This is a genomic window from Streptomyces lancefieldiae (genome assembly GCF_031845825.1).
Classification (GTDB): Bacteria; Actinomycetota; Actinomycetes; order Streptomycetales; family Streptomycetaceae; genus Streptomyces; species Streptomyces lancefieldiae.
This window is the reverse complement of the sequence record NZ_JAVRFH010000039.1, coordinates 15,340-40,191: the sequence shown is the minus strand read 5'-3', so window position 1 is coordinate 40,191 and position 24,852 is coordinate 15,340. Positions and strand designations below refer to the sequence as shown.

General features: G+C 73.0%; 18 protein-coding genes and 1 pseudogene. All 19 read right to left on the bottom strand.

From position 1 onward, the window contains the following. Window positions 1-4 precede the first annotated feature (4 nt). Window positions 5-556, bottom strand: a complete 552-nt coding sequence (rfbC, locus tag RM812_RS29680; RefSeq protein WP_311579020.1) for a dTDP-4-dehydrorhamnose 3,5-epimerase — start codon at window positions 554-556, stop codon at window positions 5-7. Beyond that, complete coding sequence (locus RM812_RS29675; RefSeq protein WP_311579018.1) at window positions 553-1,779, bottom strand: polysaccharide pyruvyl transferase family protein; 1,227 nt, start codon at window positions 1,777-1,779, stop codon at window positions 553-555. Before RM812_RS29675 ends, rfbC begins: the two co-directional genes overlap by 4 nt. Further along, a complete protein-coding gene (locus RM812_RS29670) occupies window positions 1,776-2,723 on the bottom strand; it encodes a glycosyltransferase family 2 protein (RefSeq protein WP_311579016.1) in 948 nt (315 codons plus the stop codon). Before RM812_RS29670 ends, RM812_RS29675 begins: the two co-directional genes overlap by 4 nt. Continuing rightward, entirely contained in the window at window positions 2,720-4,027 is a 1,308-nt protein-coding gene (locus RM812_RS29665) for an MATE family efflux transporter (protein ID WP_394816535.1), read from the bottom strand. The genes RM812_RS29670 and RM812_RS29665 overlap by 4 nt, the downstream gene beginning before the upstream one ends. Next, window positions 4,024-5,322, bottom strand: coding sequence for a DUF4910 domain-containing protein (locus tag RM812_RS29660; RefSeq protein WP_311579012.1), 1,299 nt, complete (start codon window positions 5,320-5,322; stop codon window positions 4,024-4,026). Before RM812_RS29660 ends, RM812_RS29665 begins: the two co-directional genes overlap by 4 nt. Beyond that, a complete protein-coding gene (locus RM812_RS29655) occupies window positions 5,319-6,353 on the bottom strand; it encodes an NAD-dependent epimerase/dehydratase family protein (RefSeq protein ID WP_311579010.1) in 1,035 nt (344 codons plus the stop codon). Before RM812_RS29655 ends, RM812_RS29660 begins: the two co-directional genes overlap by 4 nt. A 3-nt stretch (window positions 6,354-6,356) precedes the next feature. Beyond that, window positions 6,357-7,004 carry a PIG-L deacetylase family protein gene (locus RM812_RS29650; protein ID WP_311579008.1) on the bottom strand — a complete coding sequence of 216 codons (648 nt, stop codon included), beginning with the start codon at window positions 7,002-7,004 and terminating at the stop codon, window positions 6,357-6,359. Further along, window positions 7,001-7,795, bottom strand: coding sequence for a glycosyltransferase family protein (locus RM812_RS29645; protein ID WP_311579006.1), 795 nt, complete (start codon window positions 7,793-7,795; stop codon window positions 7,001-7,003). Before RM812_RS29645 ends, RM812_RS29650 begins: the two co-directional genes overlap by 4 nt. Next, window positions 7,792-9,042 carry a class I SAM-dependent methyltransferase gene (locus RM812_RS29640; RefSeq protein ID WP_311579003.1) on the bottom strand — a complete coding sequence of 417 codons (1,251 nt, stop codon included), beginning with the start codon at window positions 9,040-9,042 and terminating at the stop codon, window positions 7,792-7,794. Before RM812_RS29640 ends, RM812_RS29645 begins: the two co-directional genes overlap by 4 nt. Continuing rightward, window positions 9,039-10,316: a glycosyltransferase gene (locus RM812_RS29635; protein WP_311579001.1), complete on the bottom strand. Its 1,278-nt coding sequence runs from the start codon at window positions 10,314-10,316 to the stop codon at window positions 9,039-9,041. The genes RM812_RS29640 and RM812_RS29635 overlap by 4 nt, the downstream gene beginning before the upstream one ends. Before the next feature lie 7 nt (window positions 10,317-10,323). Continuing rightward, window positions 10,324-11,623: pseudogene (locus tag RM812_RS29630) on the bottom strand (O-antigen ligase domain-containing protein). Between the two features lies 1 nt (window position 11,624). Further along, window positions 11,625-13,181 carry a right-handed parallel beta-helix repeat-containing protein gene (locus RM812_RS29625; RefSeq protein WP_311578999.1) on the bottom strand — a complete coding sequence of 519 codons (1,557 nt, stop codon included), beginning with the start codon at window positions 13,179-13,181 and terminating at the stop codon, window positions 11,625-11,627. Between the two features lie 8 nt (window positions 13,182-13,189). Beyond that, entirely contained in the window at window positions 13,190-15,169 is a 1,980-nt protein-coding gene (locus RM812_RS29620; RefSeq protein WP_311578997.1) for a heparinase II/III family protein, read from the bottom strand. After that, window positions 15,166-17,382, bottom strand: coding sequence for a bi-domain-containing oxidoreductase (locus RM812_RS29615; protein WP_311578994.1), 2,217 nt, complete (start codon window positions 17,380-17,382; stop codon window positions 15,166-15,168). The genes RM812_RS29620 and RM812_RS29615 overlap by 4 nt, the downstream gene beginning before the upstream one ends. A 14-nt stretch (window positions 17,383-17,396) precedes the next feature. Next, the gene (gene asnB / locus RM812_RS29610) at window positions 17,397-19,331 is read right to left on the bottom strand and encodes an asparagine synthase (glutamine-hydrolyzing) (RefSeq protein WP_311578991.1); all 1,935 of its coding nucleotides are present in this window, start codon (window positions 19,329-19,331) and stop codon (window positions 17,397-17,399) included. A gap of 3 nt (window positions 19,332-19,334) precedes the next feature. Then, a complete protein-coding gene (locus RM812_RS29605) occupies window positions 19,335-20,894 on the bottom strand; it encodes a Wzz/FepE/Etk N-terminal domain-containing protein (protein ID WP_311578988.1) in 1,560 nt (519 codons plus the stop codon). Then, the gene (locus RM812_RS29600; RefSeq protein WP_311578986.1) at window positions 20,891-22,258 is read right to left on the bottom strand and encodes a Wzz/FepE/Etk N-terminal domain-containing protein; all 1,368 of its coding nucleotides are present in this window, start codon (window positions 22,256-22,258) and stop codon (window positions 20,891-20,893) included. Before RM812_RS29600 ends, RM812_RS29605 begins: the two co-directional genes overlap by 4 nt. After that, complete coding sequence (locus RM812_RS29595; protein WP_311578984.1) at window positions 22,255-23,535, bottom strand: glycosyltransferase family 4 protein; 1,281 nt, start codon at window positions 23,533-23,535, stop codon at window positions 22,255-22,257. The genes RM812_RS29600 and RM812_RS29595 overlap by 4 nt, the downstream gene beginning before the upstream one ends. Then, on the bottom strand, window positions 23,525-24,850 hold the full coding sequence (locus RM812_RS29590) for a nucleotide sugar dehydrogenase (RefSeq protein ID WP_311578982.1): 1,326 nt from the start codon (window positions 24,848-24,850) through the stop codon (window positions 23,525-23,527). The genes RM812_RS29595 and RM812_RS29590 overlap by 11 nt, the downstream gene beginning before the upstream one ends. Window positions 24,851-24,852 lie beyond the last annotated feature (2 nt).

Here is a 24,852-nt window from a genome sequence, read left to right as displayed (position 1 = left end):
ACCCTCACTTCTCTTGGTGCTTCAGGACCTCGGCGAGGCTCGGCGCCTCCCGGTCCCGCTGGGACATCGATGTGACCGGCAGCGGCCAGTCGATGGCGAGCTCCGGATCGTCGAAGGCGATCGTCACGTCCTCGGCCGGATCGTGCGGGCGGTCGATCCGGTACGAGACGTCGGCGGTCGTGGTCAGCGCCTGGAAGCCGTGCGCGCACCCCGCCGGGATGTACAGGGTCACCTGCGTCTCGTCGGACAGCTCGAAGAAGGCCCGGTGGCGGTAGGTCGGCGAGTCCGCCCGCAGGTCCACGACGACGTCGAAGATCCTCCCGTACGAGCACCGCACCAGCTTCGCCTCGCCGGCGCCGGAGCGCAGGTGCAGGCCGCGCAGCACGCCCCGCACCGAGCGGGACAGGCTGTCCTGGACGAAGGCGTTCGGGTCGAGGCCCACCGAGCGGACCACGTCGGCGTCGAAGGTGCGGCAGAAGGAGCCGCGCTCGTCGGTGTGGGGCGTCGGTTCGAAGAGGTACGCGCCGGCGATCTCCGGGACTTCGGTCGCTTTCATGGAGCCTCCCGCAGGGCGTGGGTGTGGGCGTGGTCGGTCGCCGGGAACAGGGCCGCCGTCAAGGCGGTGAACTGGTCCTCCAGGCGCCGGGCGGCGTCCTGGTTCCGCTCGGTGAGGGTCTGCCGCAGTTCCGCCGACCGCTTCTCCAGCGCCCGGAACTGCTCGAGCAGCCGGTCGGCGTCGACCTCGCGGGCCGGGTGGCAGTACGCGTCCAGCCCCATCCGGTCCATGAGCGCTTCGCTCTTCGCCGCATAGCTGAGCGCCAGCGTCGGCGTGCCGGCCTTCAGCGCGCAGACCAGGTTGTGGTACCGGGTCGCCACCACGGTGTCGGCAGCCGCCGCCTCCTTCATCAGGTCGGCCAGCGAGGCCGCCTCGGCAGCGGTGACCAGCGGGGAGTCCACGGCGTCGAGGATCGCGTCGACCACGGTCCGGTCGACCTCGTCGCCGGTGAGCAGCCGGACCGGCCTGCCGTCCTCGACCAGCGCGCGGACGAAGCGCGTCGTCCCGTCGAGGTAGCGCCGGTGGATCTCCTCGGCCCGGGCGCGGTCGTCGTTGCCGCCGTGGAAGGCCATGACGCCGACGCAGACCCGGCCCGGCTCGCCCGCGGGTCCGCTCGCCGCCCCCGGCGTCGGCAGGGCGAACGCGAGGTCCGGGTAGACCTCGTCGCGCACGGTGTCCACACCCATCGCCCGCATCGCGTCGCGGGACAGGGCGTCCCGGTACGACCGGTACGCGGCCAGTCGCGCCGACCAGCGCACCAGGGCCCGGGTCGGCCGGTCACTGATCGCGTCCGCGCCGACGCCGACCAGCGCGACCCGGGTGCCGAACAGCCGGCCGGTCGCGCAGAGCAGGAACAGCGAGTACGGGAAGCCCCACGGCCGCAGCGGCAGCGTGGCCTCCAGGACGCCCATGCCCGGCACGATCACCACGTCGTGCCGGCGCACCCAGGCGGCGGTGCGGACGGCGTCGACGAGTTTGCCCAGGCCCTTCGCGGCGACCGCGCCCGCACGCGAGGCGGTCCGGTACTCCCCGCGGTACCAGTGCAGCCGCGTCGCGGGGATCCCGTACCGGGTCTCGACGACCTCGGGTCCGCCGCACAGCGCGTCCACGGCCGCTTCGGGGTGCGCGGCGCGGAGGTACCCGAGCACGGCCTCGAGCGACCCGTCGTTGCCGAGGTTGCCGGAGCCGAGCAGGCCGAACACCCCGACGCGCGCCGGAGTCACGACTGCCTCCCCTCACGCCCGGCGACGAGGGCGTCGACGGAGACGGTGAGCCCGGCCGGGTCGACCGGGGCGCGGTCCTCGACCCGCTCGCCGGCGCCCGGCCGGGCCCGGCTGGTCATCCACGCGGCCAGGTGGCGGTAGCACGCGCGCCGGTCGGCCGAGGACAGCGGCGCCCGCCGGATCGCCGAGACGAAGCCCCGGACGTACTCGGCGAGCAGCCGGGGCGTCGGGTGCAGCGGCCCGGCCCGGCGCGGGTCAAGGTTGACGCACCGGGAGCGCTTGGAGGGGTTCGCCCGCTCGGCGCGGGTGGGGTGGTCACGGCGGAAGTACAGCAGCTCCGGCACCTGGTGGAAGGGCCCGTGCAGGCCGATCTCGGCGACGAAGGTGCGGTCCGCGTGGTGGTAGCTGTCGTGCGGCTTGACCCGGCGCAGCACGTCGGCCCGCATCACGCCGTAGAAGTCGTCGCCACCGGGCTCGAACAGCATGCTGCGGAAGCGCTCCGGCGCGTGCGGCGAGGCGGTGGCGAGCGTGTACTCGTACGGGACCTTCACCCGGCCGTCCTCGTCGATGACCGCCTGGTCGGCGTGGGCGAGGATCACGTCCGGCCGCTCGTCCAGCGCGTCCACGCAGCGCCGCAGCAGGTCCCGGGCGTACAGGTCGTCGTGCGAGGCCCACTTGAACAGCTCGCCGCGGCACTCGGTGAACACGTAGTTGTGGTTCGGCGCGGCGCCGATGTTCCGGGTCAGCCGGATGTACCGGATGCGGGAGTCCCGCGCCGCGTACGTGCGGCAGATGTCCTGGGTCCCGTCCGTCGATGCGTTGTCGGAGACGACCAGTTCGAAGTCCTCGTAGGTCTGGCCGAGCAGGGCGTCGAGGGCCTCGGCGAGGTACTCCTCGCCGTTGTACACGGGCAGGCCGATGCTCAGCCGGGGATGGGCGGTCATGACGTCCTCACTTCGCGGATGGTGTTCTGGTGGTGCTCGCGCAGGGCGGGACGCAGCTGCAGCCACCACACGGCCGAGCTGCAGACGGTCGCGGCGGCGACGCCCCAGGCCGAGCCGGCCGTGCCGGCCGCGGCGGCCCCGCCGAGCCCGCCGACGAGGTAACAGGCGGAGGCGATCAGCTGGCTGCGCAGGCTGCGCCGGGCCGCGCCGAGCGCGCGCAGCCCGGCCGCCGCGCCGGTGCCGAGGCCGGCGCCCGCGACGCCGAGGGTGACCGGCACGACGAGCTCCGCGGCGGAGCCCCAGACGCCGCCGAGCACGAGTTCGCCGAGCCGGTCCGGGACCAGCAGCAGGGCCCCGCCCCACAGGAGTGCGGCGACGGCCTGCCCGCCGCCCAGCAGGAGGCAGAACGTGGCGAGGCGGTGCGGGGCCCGCCGCAGCACCCGCACCGCCTCCGCGACGGTGACCAGCGAGAGGCCCATCAGCAGCGCGAGGAACGGGCCGAGCAGCAGTTCGGCGCCCCGGATCACGCCCACCGCGCCGACCCCGACGATCGCGCCGAGCCCGTACGCCCGCAGTTGGCTCGCGCCGCTGTTGCTGACGTTCTCGACCAGGTACCGGTAGCCGAGGTCGCGGTGCGTGCGGAGCCACTCGCGCGCACCGGACAACCGGGGACGGATCCCGGACTGGAGCCAGCCGTACAGGGCGGCCACCGCGGCGGACCCGCCCCAGGCGAGCACGAAGGCGGGCACGCTGCCCACCCGGGCCGCCACCACCATGGCCGGGACGAGCGCGACGCCCCACACGAGGTCGTTGACGAACGCCTTCCGGCCGTTGCCGGCGGCGAAGAACGCGAACCGCCACGCGTCCTGCAGCAGCAGCCCCGGCAGTACGACGCCGAGGCAGGCGAACGCGGACCCCACGCGGCCGCCCAGTGCGAGGCCGGCCACGACGGACGCCACGCCGAGGGCGGCGCCGACGCCGAGCGCGGAACCCGACGCCCGGGCCACCGCCCCGCGCCAGGACGCGTCCGGCACTCCGCTGAAGCGCACCACGAGCGGGTCGGTGGCGAGGCCGCGGGAGACGTTGAGCACCACGCCGTAGGTCACCCAGGCGAGGCTGAACACGCCGAACGCGGTCACCCCCAGCGAGCGGGCCACGTAGATGCCCACCACGAAGTTGGACATGCTGGAGGCCGCCTGGTCGGCCAGTCCCCAGGACAGCCGGCCGACGACGGCCCGTCGCGCGGATCCGGCCGGCGGCGCCGTCGTCCTCGGATTCCCCCCCTCGGCGGTCATCGGCGTCATGCCTTGAGCAGCCCGGCGCCGTGCAGGGCACCGGCCGCGGCGGCGACGGTGTCGAACGGCAGCCCGGACCGCTCGGCCACGTCCAGCAGACTGTGCTCGCTGTCGGAGAGGTTGAGCACCCAGAGCATGGCCATCTGGGCCTGCTTGGTGTCGCTGCGGCCGCCCAGCGCGTCGTACAACCCCCGTCGGCCCAACTGCGGCTCGCCGTAGGGGCTGAGGTTGCGGTACCGCCGGTTCCGGTCGAGGACCGCGAAGGCCTCGCAGCAGACGGCGAGCGTGTCCGCCATCGCCTCGGGGGAGACGAGGTCCAGGTTGTCCGCCGAGGTGTGGTACTCGGGGTAGCCGGCGTACGGGGTGCGGGTGAGCGAGCCCACGCCGAGATCGAATCCGGGCGAGCAGAACTGCCGCTCGTCGTAGCCGTACGGAGTGAACTCGTCGACGCGGTGCGGGCGTTCGGAGGCGGCCAGCACGTGCCGCATCACCCGGTCGATCTCCGCGTCGCCGCGCCTGCTCTGCTTGTACGTGAGCTGTCCCGGGTCGCCGGCGCAGGCCAGCACCAGCCCGTGCTCGACCCGTTCCACCCGCTCCGCGTTGCGGGCCAGCCAGGTGATCGCCCCGATGGTGCCGGGCGCGAACAGGAACCGGTAGGTGTAGTACGGCGTCCGCTGTGCCAGCGCCCGGGCCAGGAACGTCGCCACCGCGATGCCGGCCAGGTTGTCGTTGGCCAGCGACGGGTGGCAGACGTGGCAGGAGACGATCACCTCGTCGGCGACCTGCCCGGGGACCACGTGCTCGGCGTAGGTGAGGTGGCCGTCGGTGAGCGTGGAGTCGACGCGTACCTCGTACTCGCCGTCCGGCATCGCGTCCAGGGTCTCCTGGGCCAGGCAGAACCCCCACTCAGGCTTGTAGTAGCTGGTGCGGTACGGCACCCAGGACGGGTGGTCCGGCAGGGTGTGCAGGTGTTCCCGCAGCTCGGCCAGCGGCATGGTCGCCGACACCGGCACGCTGTAGCCGAGCACGTGCAGGCTGGACGCGGCGAAGTCGACGACCCGGTGGCCGGAGCTGTCGGCGATGTACGCGTCCCGGATGTTCCACTCCTGCGGCACCGTCCAGTCGAGCACCTGGGTCCCGGTCGGCACCTCGTGCACCTGGAGCGGGACGTACTCGCCGACGATGTCCAGGGTGGCGCGCACCCCGTCGCCGGTGATGCTGCGGCACAGCGGGTACAGCCGCTCCACCAGCGCGTGCATCTCCTCGCCCACCGCGCTCGTCGGCCGGCCGTCGGCCGCGGTCATCCGCGCCACCGCAGGGTGTCGTCGACCGCGCCGGAGACGGACGCCGCGCGCAGCACGGCGAGGCGGGTGAACCGGCGCTCGAAGTCCTCCTGGGTCAGCCCGTGTTCGCGGTAGGCGTCGGCGAGTTCGAGCGCGCCCCGCCGCACCGTCCACGCGCAGTCGAAGCCGGGCACCGCCGCGCGGAACCGGGAGAAGTCCACCCGGTACGACCGCGGATCGGCACCGGTCTCCCCGGTGATCACCACCTTCGAGCCGGACACCGCCTCGGCGACCTGCTCGGCGATCTCGGCGACCGTGACGTTGTTGATCTCGCTGCCGATGTTGAACGCCCGGTCGTGCACCGCCTCTCGCGGCGCGGTCAGCGCGGCCGTGAAGGCCCGCGCGATGTCGGCGGCGTGCACCAGCGGGCGCCAGGGGGTGCCGTCGGAGAGCACCAGCACCTCGCCGGACAGGAGCGCGTGACCCACCAGGTTGTTCAGCACGATGTCGGCGCGCAGCCGGGGCGAGTAGCCGAAGGCGGTGGCGTTGCGCATGAACACCGGGCTGAAGTCGCCGTCGGCCAGGGCGTGCAGGTCGTCCTCCACCCGCACCTTGGACTCCGCGTACGGCGTCACCGGGCGCAGCGGGGCTTCCTCGGTCACCAGGTTCGACAAGTCGGGGTCGCCGGCGGCGCCGTAGACGGAGCAGGTCGACGCGTACAGGAAGCGTTGCACTCCGGCGTCGCGGGCCAGCCGGGCCAGCCGTACGGACGCGTGGTGGTTGATGTCGTAGGTGAGCTCCGGCGCCAGCGATCCCAGCGGGTCGTTGGAGAGCGCGGCCAGGTGGATCACGGCGTCGACCCCGGCCACGTGGTCCGCGGTGATGTCACGCAGGTCCACCCGGTGCCCCGGCGGGTCCACGGGCGCCGGGCCGAGGAGGCAGTCGGCGAACAGGCCGGAGTCGAGGCCGACGACTTCGTGTCCGGCCGCCGTGAGGACCGGGGCCATCACGGTGCCCAGGTAGCCCTGGTGTCCGGTCAGCAGTACGCGCAAGGTTCATTCCCCCAGGTCGAGAGTGAGTTTGGTGACGGCGAACGCCTCGGCGTAGCGCTCGTGGCATTCGATGCCGCGGATCCGGGCCAGCCCGAGGAAGGCCTCCCGGTCGTACCAGGGCCGGTGCCGCTGCGAGGGGTAGTGCTCCTGCAGCAGCCGCACCTTCTGTTCGGCGACCTGGGGCGACAGCGGCTGGTACGCGGCCGGACGGCCGAGGTCGCCGTCCCACTTGACGATCTCGTAGCCGAGCACGAGGTGGTCGCGGAACGCGGTGGGGATCAGCTGCGCGAGGCCGCGGTGGTCCTGGTGCGCGTCGTCGGTGCGCGGGGCCAGGATCAGATCCGGGTCGGTCCGCCCGCGCAGTTCCTCGACCGCGGCCTTGGCCTCGTCCCAGTGCACGGGCAGCCGGCCGTCCGGCAGCTTGTGCACGGTCAGGCGCAGGTCGGCGCCCGGGCAGAAGGCGGTGAGCGCGGCCTGCTCCTCCTGCTCCCGCTCGCCGCCGCCGCCGGAGAGCACCAGCGCGTCGACGCGGATGCCCGGCCGCGCGAGGCACAGCGTCAGCAGCGTGCCGCCGGCCCCGATGGCGATGTCGTCGCAGTGCGCGCCCACCGCGACGATCCGGTCCGGGCGCCCGGCCCCGAGCCGGATCACGCGCCCACCCCCGCGCCGTCCCGTTCCCACACGGCCCACGGGCGGTCCCCCCGGGCGTAGGAGGCGTCGAGCGCGGCCCGCTCCTTCACGGTGTCGGTCGGCTTCCAGAAGCCGCGGTGCTGGTGCGCCACCAACCGGCCGCTCTTGGCCAGCTGGGCGCATCCGTCGGCGACCAGGTCCCCGTTCTCCGGGATGTGGTCGAAGACCTCCTGGCGGAGCACGAAGTAGCCGCCGTTCTCCCACAGCGGCAGTTCGCTCACCGCGGTGATGCCCCCCACCAGGCCGTCCTCGCCCAGGTCCACGCAGTGGAACGAGGACTGCGGCGGCACCACCATCATCGACGCACCGGCGTCGCGCCGGGCGAAGTTCTCGATCATCTTCGGCAGCGGGGCGTCGGTGAGCACGTCGGCGTAGTTGGCGAGGAACATCTCGTCGCCGTCCAGGTGGTGCCGCACCCGGCGCAGCCGCTCCCCGATCGGTGACTCGATGCCGGTCTGCGCGAACGTGATCGTCCAGTCGGAGATGTCGGTGGACAGCAGCTCGGTCCGTCCGCCCCGCAGCACGAAGTCGTTGGACGTCGTCTCCTCGTAGGTGAGGAAGAAGTTCTTGATGTGGTGGGCCCCGTAGCCGAGGCACAGGATGAACTCCGTGTGCCCGAAGTGGGCGTAGTAGCGCATGACGTGCCAGATCAGCGGTCGCGGGCCGACCATCGCCATCGGCTTGGGCACGTCGTCGGAGGCACCGCTGCGCATCCGCATCCCGTAACCGCCGCAGAACAGAACGACCTTCATGCTGTGACCTTTCGAGACGCGCCCTCGACAACGCTCAGTTCCGGGATGGGAAAGACCAGCCGACCGCCCCAGTCGTGCACGAAGGACAGCTGCTCGACCAACTCGTCCCGCAGGTTCCAGGGGAGGACGAGGACGTAGTCCGGCCGGTCGGCGGCTATCTGCTCGGGCGCCAGGACCGGGATGCGGGTGCCCGGGGTGAACCTGCCGTGTTTGTAGGGGTTGCGGTCGACCGTGTACGGGAGCAGGTCGGGCCGGATGCCGCAGTGGTTGAGCAGGGTGTTGCCCTTGCCCGGGGCGCCGTAGCCGACGACCGTGTCACCGCGTTCGGCCGCCTCGATGAGGAACCGCAGCAGGTCCCGACGCACCTTGGCCACCCGGGCGGAGAACTCGGTGTACCCGGAGAGTTCTCGGAGCCCGGCGGCCTTCTCCCGGGCCAGTACGTCGGCCACCCGCGGGGTCGGCTCGCCGGCCACCTCGGCCGGCCGGGCCCACAGCCGGATGGAACCACCGTGCGTGGGCAGCAACTCGACGTCCACGAGCGTGAGTCCGCCGCTCGCGAGGGCCCGGCTCGCGGACGCGACCGTGTAGTACTGGAAGTGCTCGTGGTAGATCGTGTCGTACTGGTTCTCCTCGATCAGGGTCAGCAGGTGCTGCACCTCGACGGAGACCCAGCCGTCGTCGGAGACCAGGGCGCGCAGCCCCCGGGTGAACCCGACGACGTCGGGGATGTGCGCGTACACGTTGTTGGCCACGACCAGGTCCGCCGGGCCGTGCTCCTCGCGGACGGCCGCGCCGGTGTCCGGGCTCAGGAACTCCGTGAGCGTGGGCACACCCGCGTCCCGCGCCGCGGCGCCGACGTTCACCGAGGGCTCGATGCCGAGGCAGCGGATCCCCCGGTCCACCATGTGCCTCAGCAGGTACCCGTCGTTGCTCGCGACCTCGACCACGAAGGCGTCGGTGCCGAGCCCCAGCCGCCGTACGGCGTCGGCGACGAACGTGCGCGCGTGCTCCACCCAGGAGGTCGAGAACGAGGAGAAGTACGCGTACTCCTTGAACGTCTCCTCCGGCGTGATCAGCGGAGGTATCTGCGCGAGCCAGCAGTCGGTGCAGACCCGCAGGTGCAGCGGGTACGCCGGCTCCGGCCGGTCCAGTTGGTCCGCGGCGAGAAAGCTCTCGCACGGCGGGGTCGCCCCCAGGTCGACGACGCTCTCCAGCGCCGTCGAGTCGCAGAGTCGGCATCGTGTCATCTACTGCCCCCATCCCGCTCGCGCGGGTGTCCCCACCGCGAGCCAGTGCTGTTGTCCCCTGCCGGCGGCGGGCCGTCCCCGCCGCCGGACCGACCCGCGATCGCGGTGCGGTACCCGTCCACCAGGCGCTCCAGCCCGACGGCCGGGCTGAAGTCCCGCTCGTAACGGCGCCGGGCCGCCCGGCCCATCTCCCGGCCCAGGGCCGGCTCGGCCGTGATCCGGCGCAGGCAGGACGCGAGCGAGGCGTGCTCGCCCGGCCGGTGCAGCAGCCCGGTCACCCCGTCCTCGACGAGTTCGACGAAGGCGCCGTGACCGGCGGCGACGGCCGGGACCCCCGCCGCCATCGCCTCCGCGACCACCAGGCCGAACGTCTCCCGGGCCATCGAGGGAGCCACCACGGCGACCGACCGCGCGACGGCCTGCCGGCACTGTGCCGGGTCGTACAGGCCGACGTACCGCACGTCGTCCCGGCCCGCCGCCCACGCGGTCACCTCTCGCTCCAGCGGCCCCGCGCCGGCGATCACGAGCGGCACGCCCGCACCGCCGTCCGCGGCGATCTCGTCCCACGCGGCCATGAGCAGCCGCATGCCCTTGGCCTCCGCGAGCCGGCCGAGGAAGAGCAGGTGCTCGCCGGCGCCCGCTCGGCAGGCGCCCGGGTCGGGCACGAAGTTGTGCTTCACCGCCAGCCGCTCGGCCGGCATGCCGGACCGCACCAGGACGTCGCGCTGCGCCGCGGAGATGCAGAAGAACCGGTCCACGCCGGACCACCACCGCCGCCGGTTGACCGACAGGCTGACCGCGAGCGGAACCGTCGCCAGCCGGGAGTTCCGGTAGCAGCCGTGCCGGACGGCGGGCAGCGACGCCGCCGACCCGACGCACTCGGTGCACGGCCGGCCGTCCCGGTGCAGCGTGCCGGGCGGGCAGACCTGGGTGTAGTTGTGCAGCGTGGCGACGACGGGCACCCCGGCGTCGGCGCAGGAGGCCAGCACCGCGGGCGACAGGAGCGGGAAGACGTTGTGGACGTGCACCACGTCCGGCCGCTCGGCGCGCAGCCGGGTGGTGAGCTCCTTGCGGACCGCCGGGTTCCACGGCACGAGGAACGGCACCGCGGCCTTGCCCGGCAGGGACCGGGCGGCGATGTCGTCGCTGCGCCGCTCGAACACGTCGACCCGGTGGCCGGCCGTGCGCAGCAGCCCCACCTCCTCGTCGACGACCCTGTTCTCCCCGCTCGGCTGCGCCGAGGAGTAGCGGTTGTGCACCACCAGGACGTGCATGCTCAGGTCACCTCCGGTCCCGGGCCCAGCGCGGGACGCGTCGTCGAGGGGGCTGCGGCCGCCGAGAGGGGCGTGGTCGCGGCGGGTGCCGCGAGCAGCGAGGCCGCCAGGGCCAGATGCAGCAGATAGGGCGAGGCGTCGCCCAGCCCGGCCTCGGTGTACGACGAGATCGCGCAGTAGCTGATCAGGAAGATCGCGCAGGCCCTCGGCAGTGACGGTGGCCGCAGCAACGCGACGCCGCCCAGCACGACGAAGACCGCCGCCACGATGGTGACGCCGATCAGACCCTGCTCGTGGTAGACGGCCAGCCAGCTGTTGTCGATCGGCAGCCCGCCGAACGACTTGTCGCTCAGACCCACGCCGAACACCTTCTCCCCGGTCGTCCGGGGCGCTGCCAGCAGGGCGTCCCAGACCTTGGCGCGACCGGTGAGGTTGGAGAAGTTCTCCTGGCTCTGTCCGCGCAGGAACCACGCCCGCAGCGCGGAGCTGAACGCCACCGCGGCCACCGTGGCGCACAGCACCGCCCAGGCGAAGAACCGGCGGGCGGCGGCGCTGGTCATGACGAGCGAGCCGATCGCCAACGCCAACCCGATGAGCAGGCCGAGCGTGGCCGTCCGGGTATGGGTCAACGCGAGCAGGACGAGTGCCGGCACGACGACCACCGCCGCACCGGCCCCGGTGGTCCGGCGGCCGAGCAGGAGCAGCACGGTGAGCCCGGTGATCACCGCGGCGTACTGTCCGATCTGCGGCGGGGTGAGCGGCCACAACGCGCCGACCAGCCGCCCGCCGTAGTACTCGGGCAGGGCCGTGCCCGGTGAGACGACCAGGCCGGCGGCCACCGACCCGAGCACCGCGAAGTACATCCGGACGTGGTGGCGGACGAACGTCAGGCCGCCGTCCCACCAGCGGCTGAGCAGCCACAGCGTGCCGACGAAGAGGGCCAGCCGGGCGCAGCGGAACAGCGCGCCGAACCCGACCTCCAGCTGCGCGCTGGAGATCACGCTCGGCACCAGCAGCAGGGTGAGCAGGAACACGAAGGCGCCGGCGCGCAGGCGCAGCCGGAGATTGAGCGCGAGCGCCAGCGCGAAGGCGGCGACCAGCGCGCCCATCGTGGCCATCTGGATGAGGGAGCGGGGCAGCGTGACGATGGTCTTCGCCCCGGCGGAGCCGAGCGTGTTGAGACCCAGCAACGCCCAGACGATCCCGACTGCCTTCGGCGTGCCCGCCGGGCGCGGTTCGGCGGCGGGCCGGGCGCCGGCCGTGTCCGGTCCGCCCGGCACCCCACCGCGTATCAGGTCCCCGCCCATCTCAACCACCGGCCCGTGGGGCGAAGGTGCTGCCCGCGTCCTGCCGGTACGGCGCGCCCTGCCACTGCACGGCGTCGAGCTGGTGGCTCGGGTCGCCCGCGACGAAGCTCCACGGTCCGCGGTAGACGTTGTCGTGCCAGCGGTTGTGCTGCTCGTGGGTGATCGCCTCGGCCACCAGCTCGCCCTTGTACGGCGACCAGTCCGGATAGGTGCCGTAGTTGGCGAGCACCGCCATGCGGCCGCACTCCACCGTGCACGTGACGACGGACGTGTCCAGCACGAAGCGGTTGTCGTGGATGTCCACCCGCTGGGTCTTCCACCGGCAGTCGGAGTAGAGCGGCGCGGTGGTGATGCCCGGCCGTGCGCAGCGGTCGGTGTCCTTCACCAGCAAGGTGCAGTAACCGGTCGAGGTGTTGGCCGGGCTGTTGCAGAACCGGTCGGCGTTCTCCCACAGGGTGATCCCGGACCAGTTGTCCTCCAGCACGTTCCGGTAGATCTCGATCTTGTCCGTGCGGGCCCGGACCCGTGGCTCGCCGCCGGCCTCGGACACGTAGATGGTCGCGTACGGGAAGTCGTCGCCGCGCTCGGCGTACTTGCGGCCCTCGACCCAGTTGTTCCGCCGGATCGTGTTGTTCCGGATGACCGCGTTGTAGCTGGTCTCGTACATCAGCGCGGCACCGTCGTTGGCCTCGAGCACGTTGTCCTCGATGCGGAAGTCGTTGTTGTTGTTGTCCGCCCACAACCCGGCTCCGCGGTTGTCGTGCACCCAGTTGCCGCGGATGTCGGCGCCGTTGACGGCCCAGAACTTGATGCCTCCGGTGCAGCCGCAGCCCGGCTGCCGCCGCTCCCAGTCGTCGGTGTTGTTGCCCACGATCTCGTTGCCCTCGACCACCAGGCCCGTGATGGAGTCGCCGGTCTTGTACGCGTTCATCCCGTACTGGCCGTTGCCGCGCAGGCAGCTGGCGCGGACCTGCTGGCGGGCACCGGCCATCAGCCCGGCGCCGGAGTTGTACTGGATCGTCGCGTGCTCGATCACCCATCCGTCGGCCATGTCGTGGTTGACCACGCCCTCGTTGTTCGGCGCGACGAAATGCTGCACGGTCAGGTGGCGGATGGTGACGTCGCGGGCGGTGCCGCTGAACGCGTACTGGTTGGTCTTGCGGCCGTCGAGCACCGCGCCCGGCGCACCGAGGTAGCTGTTGCCCTCCTTGGCGATGACCTGGGCGTAGCGTTCCGGCTCGAGCCTGTGCTTGCCCGGGCGAAGCCAGAACGTGGTGTTCGGGGGGTTGTTCCTGGTCTTCTCGGCCAGGTCACCGACCACCGCGGGGTCGACCGTCACCGCGCCCGCCGGCGCCTTCGCCGGCCCGGCCGCGGGCTCGGCGCACACCCGGGCCACGGACGGGGAGGGCGCACCGGACGCGGAGGGCGCACCGGATCCGGAGGGCGCACCGGTCGGTTCCGCCGGGGCGTCCGACGAGCCCGTACAGCCGGTCGCCGCCAGCAGGGCCAGCGCCAGCGGTGCCGCCGGCCACGCCCAGTGCCGCCACTTGATCCCCACGCGTCCCCCTAGCCGCGGAACCTGAGTACGGTGGTGAACCCCTCCGCGCCGTCGGCGTAGCCGGTGCCGACCAGCGTCGTGGTGGGTTCCTTGCGCCCGAAGCCGGCGGAGTACCAGCCCAGCGGCGGGTCGCTCTCGCCGCGATGCGCCCGCCAGCGCAGCTGCCCGGGCAGGTCGAGTGCCGCGGAGCGGTCCTCGCCGTCCCGGGTCCAGGTGAGCCGTGCCCGGTTCCCCTCCAGGTCCGCGGTGATCGCCGGGCCGAGGTGGAACGCCAGGCGCACGGCCCGGCGCGGGCCGCCGCGCACCTCGTCGACCACTCTCAGCTCCTGGCTCGCGGCCGTCAGCTCCACCCGGCGGCGGTGCACGGAGTGCTGGTAGCCGTCGTGTTCGGCGCACCAGCGCGCCGTCCCCCCGGCGGAGGTGCCGGACGGGTCCGCGACCAGGACGCGGCTCCTGGCATGCCGGGCCCACAGGAACGGGCCGCCGGAGACGGACTGGTCCTCGCCGTCCAGTTGCAGGGTGTTGTGGCCGAGGGTCGACCGGAAGTACCGCCGCCACTCGGGCTGGCCGTGGTAGCAGAACGTCCCCGGGTCGGCGAGCACGTCGACCCCGTCGTGCCGGACCTCCACGGACAGCGCGTCCGCGTGGGCGTGCGCGGCGATGGACAGGAAGCCGTGCGGACCGCCGTCGCAGCGGCACCAGATCCCCGCCGGACCCCGCAGGACGGTCATGCCCGCGTCGGCGAAATGGGCCGGTCGGCTCGCCGGGCGGGACGCGGCCGGCGCGGTTCCCCGCTTCGGGTACGGCCGGATGAGCGCGGCCAGCAGCGGGGTGCGCACATCGGTGCCGGTCACCGCCGGCCACCAGTCGAGCCGGCCGAACACGGCGTCCCCGGTGGCCAGCAGAGAGGCCCAGCGGTCGGTGCCCGAGCCGTCCACGACCAGACCGTGCCCGTCGTCCGCGTCCCCCTGGCGCGGAGGCCGCAGCCGGCTGTCCACGACGGCCGCGAGCGCGTCGGTCATCCGCAGCAGCACCAGCCGGATCGACGCGGGGACCGGGCGGCCCGCGGCATCCGCCTCGGCCACCGCGGCCAGGCCGAGCTCCAGCACCAGTCCGTGATACTCGGTGGCCAGCTCGCGGTTGAGGCCGGAGCCGAAGGTGTTGCTCCGCAGGTGCCGCTCCAGCGACCGCAGCGCGTCGGTCCGCCAACGCGCCGAGGAGGGGAACCACCCGAACGCGCAGGCCGCCGCGAACTGCCCGGCGGTCTCGGCGATGACGTGGTTGTTCGCCGAGGACCCCCGGCTGGGGAAGGCGGCCAGCCAGCGCTGGTGGTGCCATATCTGCTGGACGGCCACCGGGTTGCCCTCGAACAGAGCGGCCGCGCCCGGCCATCCGTCGAGCAGCCGGCGGATCCACACCCAGGACAGCAGCCGGATCCCGAGCTCGATGCCGCTGGTCCAGTGCACGCCGCGCAGCGGCGCGTTGGCCGCCCACCACGACCGCAGGTGCTCGGCCACCCGCTCGGCGTACCGCTCGTTCCCGGTGATCGCGTAGGCGGCGGCGAGCACGGTGAGGTACTGGTGCCGGGACAGCTCCCAGATCTGCTTGATGTCCCCGACCACGTCCTCGTTGCGGTACGGCACGTCGAAGGCGTAGCCCCACGGAGCCCGGCGCCCGGTCTTCGGGTCGTACCACCAGTCCGGGTCGGTCAGGTCGTCGCGGACCACCCCGAAGTACTCGACGTGCCCGGCCATCAGCCGGTCCGCCTCGGCGAGGAGACGTTTCGCGGCGTCCGGGGGCACCACGGCGATCGCCCCCGCGGGCAGTACGGCGGTGAACCGGGCGCCGGTCACGCGCGGGCACTCCGGCCGCGCCGACCGCCACCGCCGCCTGCGCACCGCGTCGGCGATCCGGCCGCCGACCTCCCGCGGTCCCATCCGGGACAGCCGCCGCAGGTACCAGCCCGGACTCCCGGAGCTCACCGTCATCGCGCCCTCGCCAGCGTCACCGGCGCACCACCCGCCAGGCCCGCCTGCACGGCGAGGGTGGCCGCCGTGGTGGCGACCAGCGACTCCAGCGGCACCGGCATCGGCCCGCCGGTCCGCACGGCCCTGATGAACGCTGCCAGCTCGGCCAACTGGCCCTTGTCCCGGGCCTTGGGCAGCCCGGAACCGACCCACCGCTTGCGGCGGCCGTCGTAGACAGCGGCACGGACGAAGTCGTCGAGCCGCAGCGCACGGCCGTCCGCGACCAGGTCCAGCGTCTCCTTGGGGAAACCGGCCGGGCCGGTGGTGACGTAGCTGATGGTGGCGGTGGAGCCGTCCGGGTAACGCAGCACGACCTGGAGGTCCTCGTTGCCGGGCGTGGTGACCGCGTACACCGAGACCGGGTCGGCCTCGAGCAGCCAGCTCGCCGTGTCGATGAAGTGCCCGCCCTCACCGGCGAACCGCGAGCCCTCGGTGCCCTGTCGGAGGTACCAGCTGCCGTGGTCGAGCCGGCCCGCGTTGACGAGGTAGCGGACGCCGGCCGGCCCGGTGCGGGCGCCGAACCGCTGCCTGGCCTCCCGCAGCAGCGGTGAGAACCGGCGATTGAAGCCCACCTGCAGCCGGTCGTTGCCGGACTTCTCCACCGCCGCGAGGACGCCGGCCAGCTCGTCCTCGGTGAGCGCCAACGGCTTCTCCACGAACACCGCCTTGCCGGCCAGCAGCGCCCTTTGGGTCAGTTCGGCGTGCGAGCTGTGGCGGGTGACCACGAACACCGCGTCGATGGACGGGTCGCCGAGTACGGCGTCGAGATCGGTGGTGGCCTCGGCGAAGCCGAACTTGCGCTGCGCGTTGGCCGCGGACAGCGCCGTCGTGGTGACGACCGTGGACAGCTCGACGCCGTCGCGCTGCGCCAGGTGCGGCAGCAGCATCGACGTCGCGTAGTTCCCCGCGCCGACGAACGCGAGGCGCACCGGCGCCTTCGCGGCCCGGGCCGGGGCGGGCACCCGGTCGTCGCGACGCTTCACCGCGGGAACGGCCACCGCCGGGGCCCCCGCCTCCTCCGCTTCCCCCGCTGCCCCCGTTTCTCCCGCCTGTTCGGCGTACCGGAACAGCACGGCCACGGCCTTCAGGTCGCCGTCCTTCAGACGCTGGTAGGTCTCGACGGCGTCGTCGAAGCCGGCGGTGTGGGAGACCAAGGGCTCCACGTCGACGCGGTCGCGGGCGAGGAGGTCGAGGAAGCACGCCAGGTTGCGGCGCTCGGTCCAGCGCACGTAGCCGATCGGGTAGTCCCGCCCCTCGAGCTCGTACTCCGGGTCGTAGCGTCCGGGGCCGTAACTGCGGGAGAACCGGACGTCGAGCTCCTTCTCGTAGTACGCGTTCCACGGCAGGTCCAGACGGCACTTGCCGATGTCGACGACCCGGCCCCGGTCCCGGCACAGCCGCGCGGCCAGCTCGACGGGCTGGTTGCTGCCGCCGCCGGCGGCCAGGTACACCTGGTCCACACCGTGACCGCCGGTGAGTTCGGCGACGGCCCTCTCCACGCCCGCGGACGCGGGATCACCGCAGGCCGCGGCGCCCAGGCGCTCGGCGAGCTCGCAGCGCGCCGGGTCGGGGTCGACGCCGACGACGCGGACTCCCGAGGCGGCGAGGAGCTGGACCACCAGCTGCCCGATCAGTCCGAGGCCGATGACCAGCGCGACTTCGCCGAGCTGCGGCTCGCCCTGGCGGACGCCCTGCAGCGCGATCGACCCGACGGTGCCGAAGGCCGCGTGCCGCGGCGCGAGACCGTCCGGCACCGGGGCGTAGAGGTTCTTCGGCACCCAGTTCAGCTCCGCGTGCAACGCGTGCTCGTTTCCGGCGCAGGCCACGAGGTCGCCGACCTTCACGTCGTCGATCCCGGCGCCGACCTGCTCGACCACCCCGCACAGCGAGTAGCCCAGCGGCGTGTAGGAGTCGAGCTTGCCCATCACCTTGCGGTAGGTGGCGGGCACCCCGTTGGTGGCCACGCTCCGCGCGACCTTGGCCACCTGGTCCGGCCGGGAGCGGGCCTTGCCCAGCATCGACATGCCGGCCTCGGACACCTTCATGAGCTCGGTCCCGGTGGAGATCAGCGAGTAGGCGCTGCGGACCAGCACACCGCCCGGCTTGCACCCCGGCACCGGCACGTCGAGCACCGCCAGCTCGCCGCTCTTGTAGTTCTGCACAACCTGTTTCACCCGAACTCCTCTTCCTAAGCCTTTGACCGAGTGCTCCGGCCGGACCCGGAGGTCGCGTCGCGATACCAGTACTCGAGGGTCAGCACGTGCCACAGATGCTTGGAGAAGTCCCGCTGCCCTGCGGCGTCCTCGGCGACCATCCGGGCCAGCGCGTCACGGCGCAGGAACCCGGAACGGACGAGCTCGCCGTCGTTGACCACCTCACGCACCAGCGGTGCCAGATCCCGGCTCATCCAGGCCCGCAGCGGGGCGCTGAACAGGCCCTTGGGCCGGTACACGATCTCCCGGGGCAGGACCGTGCCGGCCGCCTCCTTGAGGACGGCCTTGCCCTGCCGTCCGACGATCTTGCGGTCACCGGGTACGGCGAACGCCGCCCTGACCACCTCGACGTCCACGTACGGCACCCGCACCTCGGTCGACGCGGCCATGCTGGAGCGGTCCGTGTACGTGAGGTTCAGGCCCGGCAGGAACATCCGGGCGTCGCCCAGGCACATGCGGTTGACGAAGTCGTCGAGGTCGTTGTCCTGGTAGACGTCCGCGTGCTCGGTCAGCACGTCGTCGACCGCCGGGGCCAGGTCCGGATCGATCAGGGCGAGCAGCTCCTCCTGGTCGTACATGGTGTAGCTGCGCCGGAACGCGGTCTCCTCCGGCAGTTCGGCGAAGGAGAGGAACCGCTTGGCGAAGCGCACCGACCGGTACCCCCGGCGGGCCGTGGCGACCGGCAGCCGGTCCACGGCCCTGGACACCCCGCGCCGCAGGGGCCGCGGGACGCGCTGGTAGCGCAGCGCGATCAGGTTGGCCAGGTGCTTGCGGTACCCGGCGAACAGCTCGTCGGCGCCCATGCCCGACAGCATCACCTTGACCCCGGCCTCCCGGGCGGCCGAGCAGATCAGGAACGTGTTGATCGCGGCGGGGTCGCCGATCGGCTCGTCCAGGTGGTACGTCATGCGCGGCAGCAGGTCGAGCACGTTCGGGGCGATCTCGATCTCGTGCAGGTCGACACCGAACCGCTCGGCCACCTGCCGGGCGTAGCGCAGGTCGTCCGGCATCGCCTCGAACCTGGCGTCCTCGGCGCGGAACCCGATCGTGTAGGCGGAGATCCCGGGCCGGTGGCGGGCCGCCAGCGCGGTCAGGTAGCTGGAGTCGAGGCCGCCGGAGAGGAAGGTCGCCACGGGTACGTCGGAGAGCAGGTGGCGCCGCGTCGACTCCTCGACGACGGCGGCCAGCTCCGGCAGCTCGCCGCTCAGGGCCCGTTCCCGGCCCTCGGCGGCGACGTCCTTCAGGTTCCAGAACCGGCCGCGCTCCACCCGGCCGTCCGGCCGGCACCTGAGCCAGCTCCCCGGCGGCAGCTTCTCCGCCTCGCGGAACGCGCACCGCGAGTCCGGCACCCAGTAGTACAGCAACGAGGCCACCAGCGCCGCGTGGTCCACCTCCAGTGACCCGCCGGTCGCGGCGGCGAGCGCCTTGAGCTCGGAGGCGAACACCAGGCCCTCGCCGCGCCGGAGCAGGAACAGCGGCTTGACGCCGAGCTGGTCGCGGGCGAGCACCAGGTCCCCGGTCCGCTCGTCGAAGATCCCGAACGCGAACATGCCGCGCAGCCGGGGCAGGCAGTCCGTGCCCCAGCGCCGCCAGGCCTCCAGCAGCACCTCGGTGTCGGAGGTACCGCGGAAGCGCGCCCCGGCGGCCGACAGCTCGGCACGCAGCTCGGGCGCGTTGTACAGCTCGCCGTTGTACGTCAGGACGAGGCCGTCCGAGACCATCGGCTGGGCGCCGGTCTCGGACAGGTCGATGATGGCCAGCCGACGGTGCCCGAGGTGTACTTCGCCGTCACCGACGGGGTGGCCGTAGCGGCCCGACCCGTCCGGACCGCGGTGGGCGAGGGTGTCGGTGAGCCGGTCGGTCACGACCTTCCCGTCCGGCCATCGGTAAGTGCCTGCGATGCCACACATGTCCTACCGCGCCTCCTGGTCGTGGTCGCTGTCCGGGACCCGTGCCGCCCACATCGGCAGCCGCTCCGTGTGGGGCGGGTCCTCCTCCACTGCCCGGACGGCGTGGGAGGTTTCCCCACCGTTGTGCCGGGCCGGCCGCTCGCCCGGGCCGCGCCGCGCGGTGTGCGGCCCGTCCCACAGCGTGCCGTCGGTGCGGTCACGCGGATCGGGGTCGATCAGCACCACGCCGACCACCGCGACGCGCTGGTCCGCGAGCTGCCGCGCCACGGTGTGCAGCCATGCGGCGCTGCCGTGCCCGGCACGCACGACGAGCACGGTCCGGGTGCCGAGGTACCGCAGGTCGGTCCACGCCGTACCGGGCGCCACCGAGCCGACGCCGAGCCGGCGCTCCTGGGGCGACACGGCCACGGCACGTTCGCCGCTGACCACGGTCGGGTCTCCCGACTTCGGGCGGCGATCCGCGAGCTGCGGGCCGGGCAGACCATCGACGACGACCACCGGCCCCTCCGCCTCCAGCGCCCCGGCGAGGTCCAGGGCGATCACGCTCGCGCTGCGCGCACAGCCCAGCTCCAGCAGCGACACCGGTTCCGTGGAGCCGCGCACGGTGCGGGCCAGTGACGCGGTGAGCCGGTCGCGTGCCGCCCGGATCCGTCGGCGCCGCCACAGCCCGGCCGACCGGCGGGGCAGCTCCGCGATGACCGAGGCGCCGAGGTTGGCCGCGATCTCCCGGCGCAGCACGGGGCGGTCCGCCACCACCGCTCCGACCGCGGCCAGCGCGAGTCCGAGGACGAGCCCGAGGACGAGCCCGATCGCGGAGTCGGTGGCAGCGGTCCTCGGCAGGGAGTGCCGCACCGCGCGCGGTGCGTCCACGATCTGGGTGCCGGCGATGAGGTGCGGTGTGCCGATGCGGGCCTCCGCGGCCCGCTGGTCGAAGTCGGCGATCCGCGAGGTGAGTTCGGCCCGGCGGGCGAAGAGCGACTCGAGGTCCGCCGATGCCTTCGGGTCGGCCTGAGGCGGTCCGTCCCCGATCGCCTCGTTGACCTGGGCGAGTTCCTTCCGCATGCGGTCACGCTGGTCGAGCAGGGCCTTGGCGTCGGCCGCCGCGGTCTCCCGCATCCGCCTCACGTGGTCCGCGACGAACGCGTCGGCCAGCGCCTCGGCCCGGGCCACCGCTTCCGCGTCGCTGTCACCCGAGACCTCGATCTGCAGCAGGTTGTTGGTCAAGCCGGTGCCCCGGTAGTCCCGCATGAAGTCTTCCGGGTTCTCCGGGGACTTGAGGGCCTGCAGCGCCCTGTCGGCGATCCGCGTGGTCTGCAGCAGCGCGACGTCGGTGCGGATCAGCGTTCCGGTGTCGTTCGGCTGGTCCTCCTTGTGCGCGACCAGCACCTTGGTGACCGCGGTCGGCGGCGGCGGCATCAGGACCGCCACCGCCGCGCCGACGAGCAGCCCCAGCAGCGCCAGGGAGCACCAGAGGCGGCGGCGCCTGCGCACCGCCACGACCAGCGCCTGCAGATCCACCAGGGGAGCGGCGGCGGACGACTCCGAAGTCCTGCTCGTCGTCACACCGAACCTCCGGTGGCGTGGTCGCGAACCGCGAGTGCCGGAGTGGCCTCATCGGGTGGAGGGGCGGCGGACCGTGCCGGACGGGCCCGGACCGTGCCGGCGACGACGATGCCGACGACCTCGTGCCCGGCGTCCGCACACGCCTCCGCGACGCCGTTGAGCTCATCCGCGGTCCAGTTGCCCGCGCTGAGCACCACCAGGGCACCCGACTCGGTGTCGTGGTCCGGCACCATCGGCCGGGCCACCGAGACCTCCACCACCCGCAGCAGCGGATCGCTCTCGGCCTCGGCGGCGAGCTGCCCGGCGGCCCGGCGGGCGATCTCGTCGCCGTCCGGGACGACGACCAGCAGCCGCCGGGGGGCCGGCAGCCGGTCCCGGAGGCGGGCGCACACCCGCCGGTGGCGGATCCGCCGGTCGGCCTCGTCGCCGGACGCCCGCGGGGTCGGTACGTCCCACCGGGTGTCGACTCCGAGCAGCCGGCGGATCCGGGCCCGCCGGCCATGGTCCTGCGGCCGGTGCGCGGGCCGTTCGGCAGGTACGTCGACGGTGCCCAGCAGCACCGAGCCCAGCGCCGCCGCGATCTCCGGTTCGGTCCGCAGCCGGCGGCTCATCCGTGCGGCGGCGAGATGACCGACGACCGCGAGCAGGAAGAACAGCAGCGCCCCGGCGACGACGAGCTGCACCCTCGTCGGCGGTGCCTCGCCGTCCGGCCGGGCCGCCGGCCCCATGACGACCATGTGGGCCTTGTTGGCGGCCGGGTCGACCTCGTCCAGCTTGGTGATGGCCTCCTGCAGCGCGGTGCGCAGCTTCGCGAGCTCGGTGCGGGTCTGCACGCTCTCCACGGTCTGCCCCGGGTCGGCCGCGTCGGCCAGCTCGGTGATGCGGCGGCTGGTCTGCACCACCATCTGCCGCAGCGCCTCGGGCTGCGTCGCCGCCTCGGAGTCGGTGTCGTCGCCCGCGAGCCGCGCGGCGAAGGTGACGAACTGCTGGGCGAGCTGGTCGGAGAGTTGCTGCGCCCGCTCCGGGGTGTCGGCCGTGCCCGAGATCCTGATGATGTTCCCGTCCGCGGTCTTGGCGCTCACCCGGTCCCGCAGCTCGCCGCCGCCGACCCCGCTCCAGTCGAGCGTGGCGGCCGCGCGGTCGATCACCACCGAACTGGTCGCGATCTCCGCCTGCGTCACCAACTCGCGCTCCTCCCACGCCCCCGGCAGCAGTACCGAGGCCGACGTCGTGTAACGCGGCGGGAAGAGCACGGAGGTGCCGTAGCCGACGAGCGCACCCACCAGGGCGAGGAGGGTGAGGAGCCGTCGGCGCCGACGGATAATCCGCCCGATCGTGACCAGGCGTATCGTGTCGTCGCTCAACGGCGCGGCCTCTTCCTCGCCCGGGCCGGGCGGCCCGTCGGCGCCGGAGCGCGGTCACGGCAGGCAGCGGCGTAGGCGGCGAGCAGCGACGCCTGCGAGTTCCGCCAGGAGAGCGGTCCGCTGATCCGCTCCTGGCCGATCTTGCCCATCCGGGTCCGTTCCTCCGGATCGTCCATCAGCAGCGCGACGAGCCCGGCGAACGCCGCCTCGTCGTCGGCGGGCGCGTAGACGGCGGCGTCACCGGCGGAGACCCGCGCCTCCTTCAGGTCGAACGAGACGATCGGCCGGCCCATCACCATGTACTCCAGGACCTTGTTCATGGTCGACACGTCGTTGAGCGGATTGCGCGGGTCGGGGGAGAGGCACACGTCCGCGGTGGACAGGTAGCGCACCAGGTCGGCGTCCGGAACGCGCCCGGTGAACTGGACCTGGTCCGTGAGCCCGAGCCGCCGGGACAGCTCCACCATCGCGTCGAAGGAGTCGCCGGCGCCGACGAACACCGCGTGCCAGTCGGTCCGTCCGAGCTCGTCGCGCAGCTTCGCGAGGGCCCGCAGGGCGTAGTCGACGCCGTCCTGCGGGCCCATGACGCCGAGGTAGCACAGCAGATGAGGCTTGCCGCGCTTCAGCTCCGGCTCGGGCGGTACGGGGTGGAACCGGTCGATGTCGGGTGCGCTGCGCACCACGAAGACGTCCGCCGGCCGTCGACCGCCACGGCGCACCGCGACGTCCCGGTAGCTCTCGTTCGTGGCGAGCACGACGTCCGCGGCCCGGTAGGTCAGCCGTTCCAGCGCGCACACGCCGCGGTAGAGCAGGTCTTCACCGCGGTCGAACCGGGAGAGGTACAGCTCGGGTACCAGGTCGTGCTGGTCGAAGACGAACCGCGCGCCGTGCCGCTTCATCCACAGGGCCGGCAGGAACAGCAGGTCGGGCGGGTTGCAGGCGTGGACCACGTCGACCGGGCCGACCTTCCGGGCCAGCCGGACCGTGTGCCACAACGCCGTTCCGTACTCCCGCAGATAGCCGGCCGGGCCTCCGGTGGCCGCGCGCAACGGGTAGCGGTGGATCCGCACCCCGTCGATCACCGCCTCCGGCTCCGTGTCCCGCTTGCTCCCCCGGGGACAGATGACGTGCACCTCCCAGCCCGCGTCGCGCAGCGTCGTGCACTCCTGCCACACCCGCCGGTCGAACGGCACCGACAGGTTCTCCACCAGGATCAGCGCACGCCGGCCCGGCCGGTCGCCGCCGGCCGTCTCCTCGAACGATGTGTCACCAAGCAAGGCCCACGTACCCCGGTTCGGCCCGGCGCGCCTCGGCGTCGGGAAGGCGGACGAGATCGACGATCACCGGGCCGTCGCCATGGGGCAGCGCCGACAGCACGGCCGGGTCCCTGGTCCCGACCAGGCACACCTCGGCGTGCTCGAGCACCGCGTCGACGGAATCCGCGAGCAGCTGCGCGAGGTGCGGCAGCCGGGTCTCGATGTACTCGCGGTTCGCGCCGAGCAGCCGGGACAGGCTCACGTTGGCGTCGTGGATCCGCAGGTCGTACCCCTTGCCGAAGAGCCGCTCCGCCAGCTCGACGAGCGGACTCTCGCGGAGGTCGTCGGTGCCGGGTTTGAAGGACAGCCCGAACAGGCCCACCCGGCGCTTGCCGGTGCGCTCGACCAGCTCCACCGCGCGCTGCAGATGGTCGGAGTTGGAGGGCAGCACATGGGCGAGGATGGGCACGGAGACGTCGGCCCGCTGCGCCGCGTGGACCAGGCTGCGCAGGTCCTTGGGCAGGCAGGAGCCACCGAAGGCGAAGCCGGGCCGCAGGTAGGCGGGGCTGATGTTCAGCTTGCGGTCGGCCAGGAACACGTCCATCACCTGGTGCGAGTCCACCCCGAGCGCCTGGCACACCGCGCCCAGTTCGTTCGCGAAGCCGATCTTGAGGCCGTGGAAGGCGTTGTCCGCGTACTTGATCGCCTCGGCCGTCGGGATCGGCACCCGGAACACCTCGCCGGGCAAGCCGTCGTACAGCGCCGTCACCGCGTCGCCGCTGGCCGGATCGAGCTCGCCGATGACGGTCTTGGGCGGGTCGAAGAAGTCCCGCACGCTCGTGCCCTCGCGCAGGAACTCGGGGTTGACCGCTACCCCGATGTCCACCCCGGCCGTGCCGCCGACGTGTTTCTCCAGGATCGGTACCAGCAGGTTCAGGCAGGTGCCCGGGAGCATGGTGCTGCGGAACACGACGGTGTGCCGGTCCCCCTGCTCGGCCCCCTCGGCCAGTGCGGCGCCGATCTGCTCGGTGACCCGCTCCAAGTACGTGGTGCACAGGCTGCCGTTGGGCTCCGACGGCGTGCCCACGCAGACCAGCGACACCTCGCTGCCCGCGATCGCCTCACGGACGTCGTCGGTGGCGCGTAACGCTCCGCTCCGGACGACGTCGGCGATGAGCTCGCCGATCCGCTCCTCGACCACCGGGGCCTTGCCGTCGTTGACCAGGTCGACCTTCACCTGGTTGACGTCCACCCCGATGACCTCGTGACCCATGCCGGCCAGGCACGCGGCCGACACGCAGCCGACGTAGCCGAGCCCGAAAACGCTGACTCTCATGA

Bases quoted from the DNA above. Each gene is read 5' to 3' on its own strand.
- RM812_RS29645 (WP_311579006.1), bottom strand. From the start codon at position 7,795: ATGAAGGTCGTTCTGTTCTGCGGCGGTTACGGGATGCGGATGCGCAGC.
- asnB (WP_311578991.1), bottom strand. From the start codon at position 19,331: ATGTGTGGCATCGCAGGCACTTACCGATGGCCGGACGGGAAGGTCGTG.
- RM812_RS29670 (WP_311579016.1), bottom strand. From the start codon at position 2,723: ATGACCGCCCATCCCCGGCTGAGCATCGGCCTGCCCGTGTACAACGGC.
- rfbC (WP_311579020.1), bottom strand. From the start codon at position 556: ATGAAAGCGACCGAAGTCCCGGAGATCGCCGGCGCGTACCTCTTCGAA.
- RM812_RS29590 (WP_311578982.1), bottom strand. From the start codon at position 24,850: ATGAGAGTCAGCGTTTTCGGGCTCGGCTACGTCGGCTGCGTGTCGGCC.
- RM812_RS29640 (WP_311579003.1), bottom strand. From the start codon at position 9,042: ATGACACGATGCCGACTCTGCGACTCGACGGCGCTGGAGAGCGTCGTC.
- RM812_RS29665 (WP_394816535.1), bottom strand. From the start codon at position 4,027: ATGACGCCGATGACCGCCGAGGGGGGGAATCCGAGGACGACGGCGCCG.
- RM812_RS29635 (WP_311579001.1), bottom strand. From the start codon at position 10,316: ATGCACGTCCTGGTGGTGCACAACCGCTACTCCTCGGCGCAGCCGAGC.
- RM812_RS29620 (WP_311578997.1), bottom strand. From the start codon at position 15,169: ATGACGGTGAGCTCCGGGAGTCCGGGCTGGTACCTGCGGCGGCTGTCC.
- RM812_RS29660 (WP_311579012.1), bottom strand. From the start codon at position 5,322: ATGACCGCGGCCGACGGCCGGCCGACGAGCGCGGTGGGCGAGGAGATG.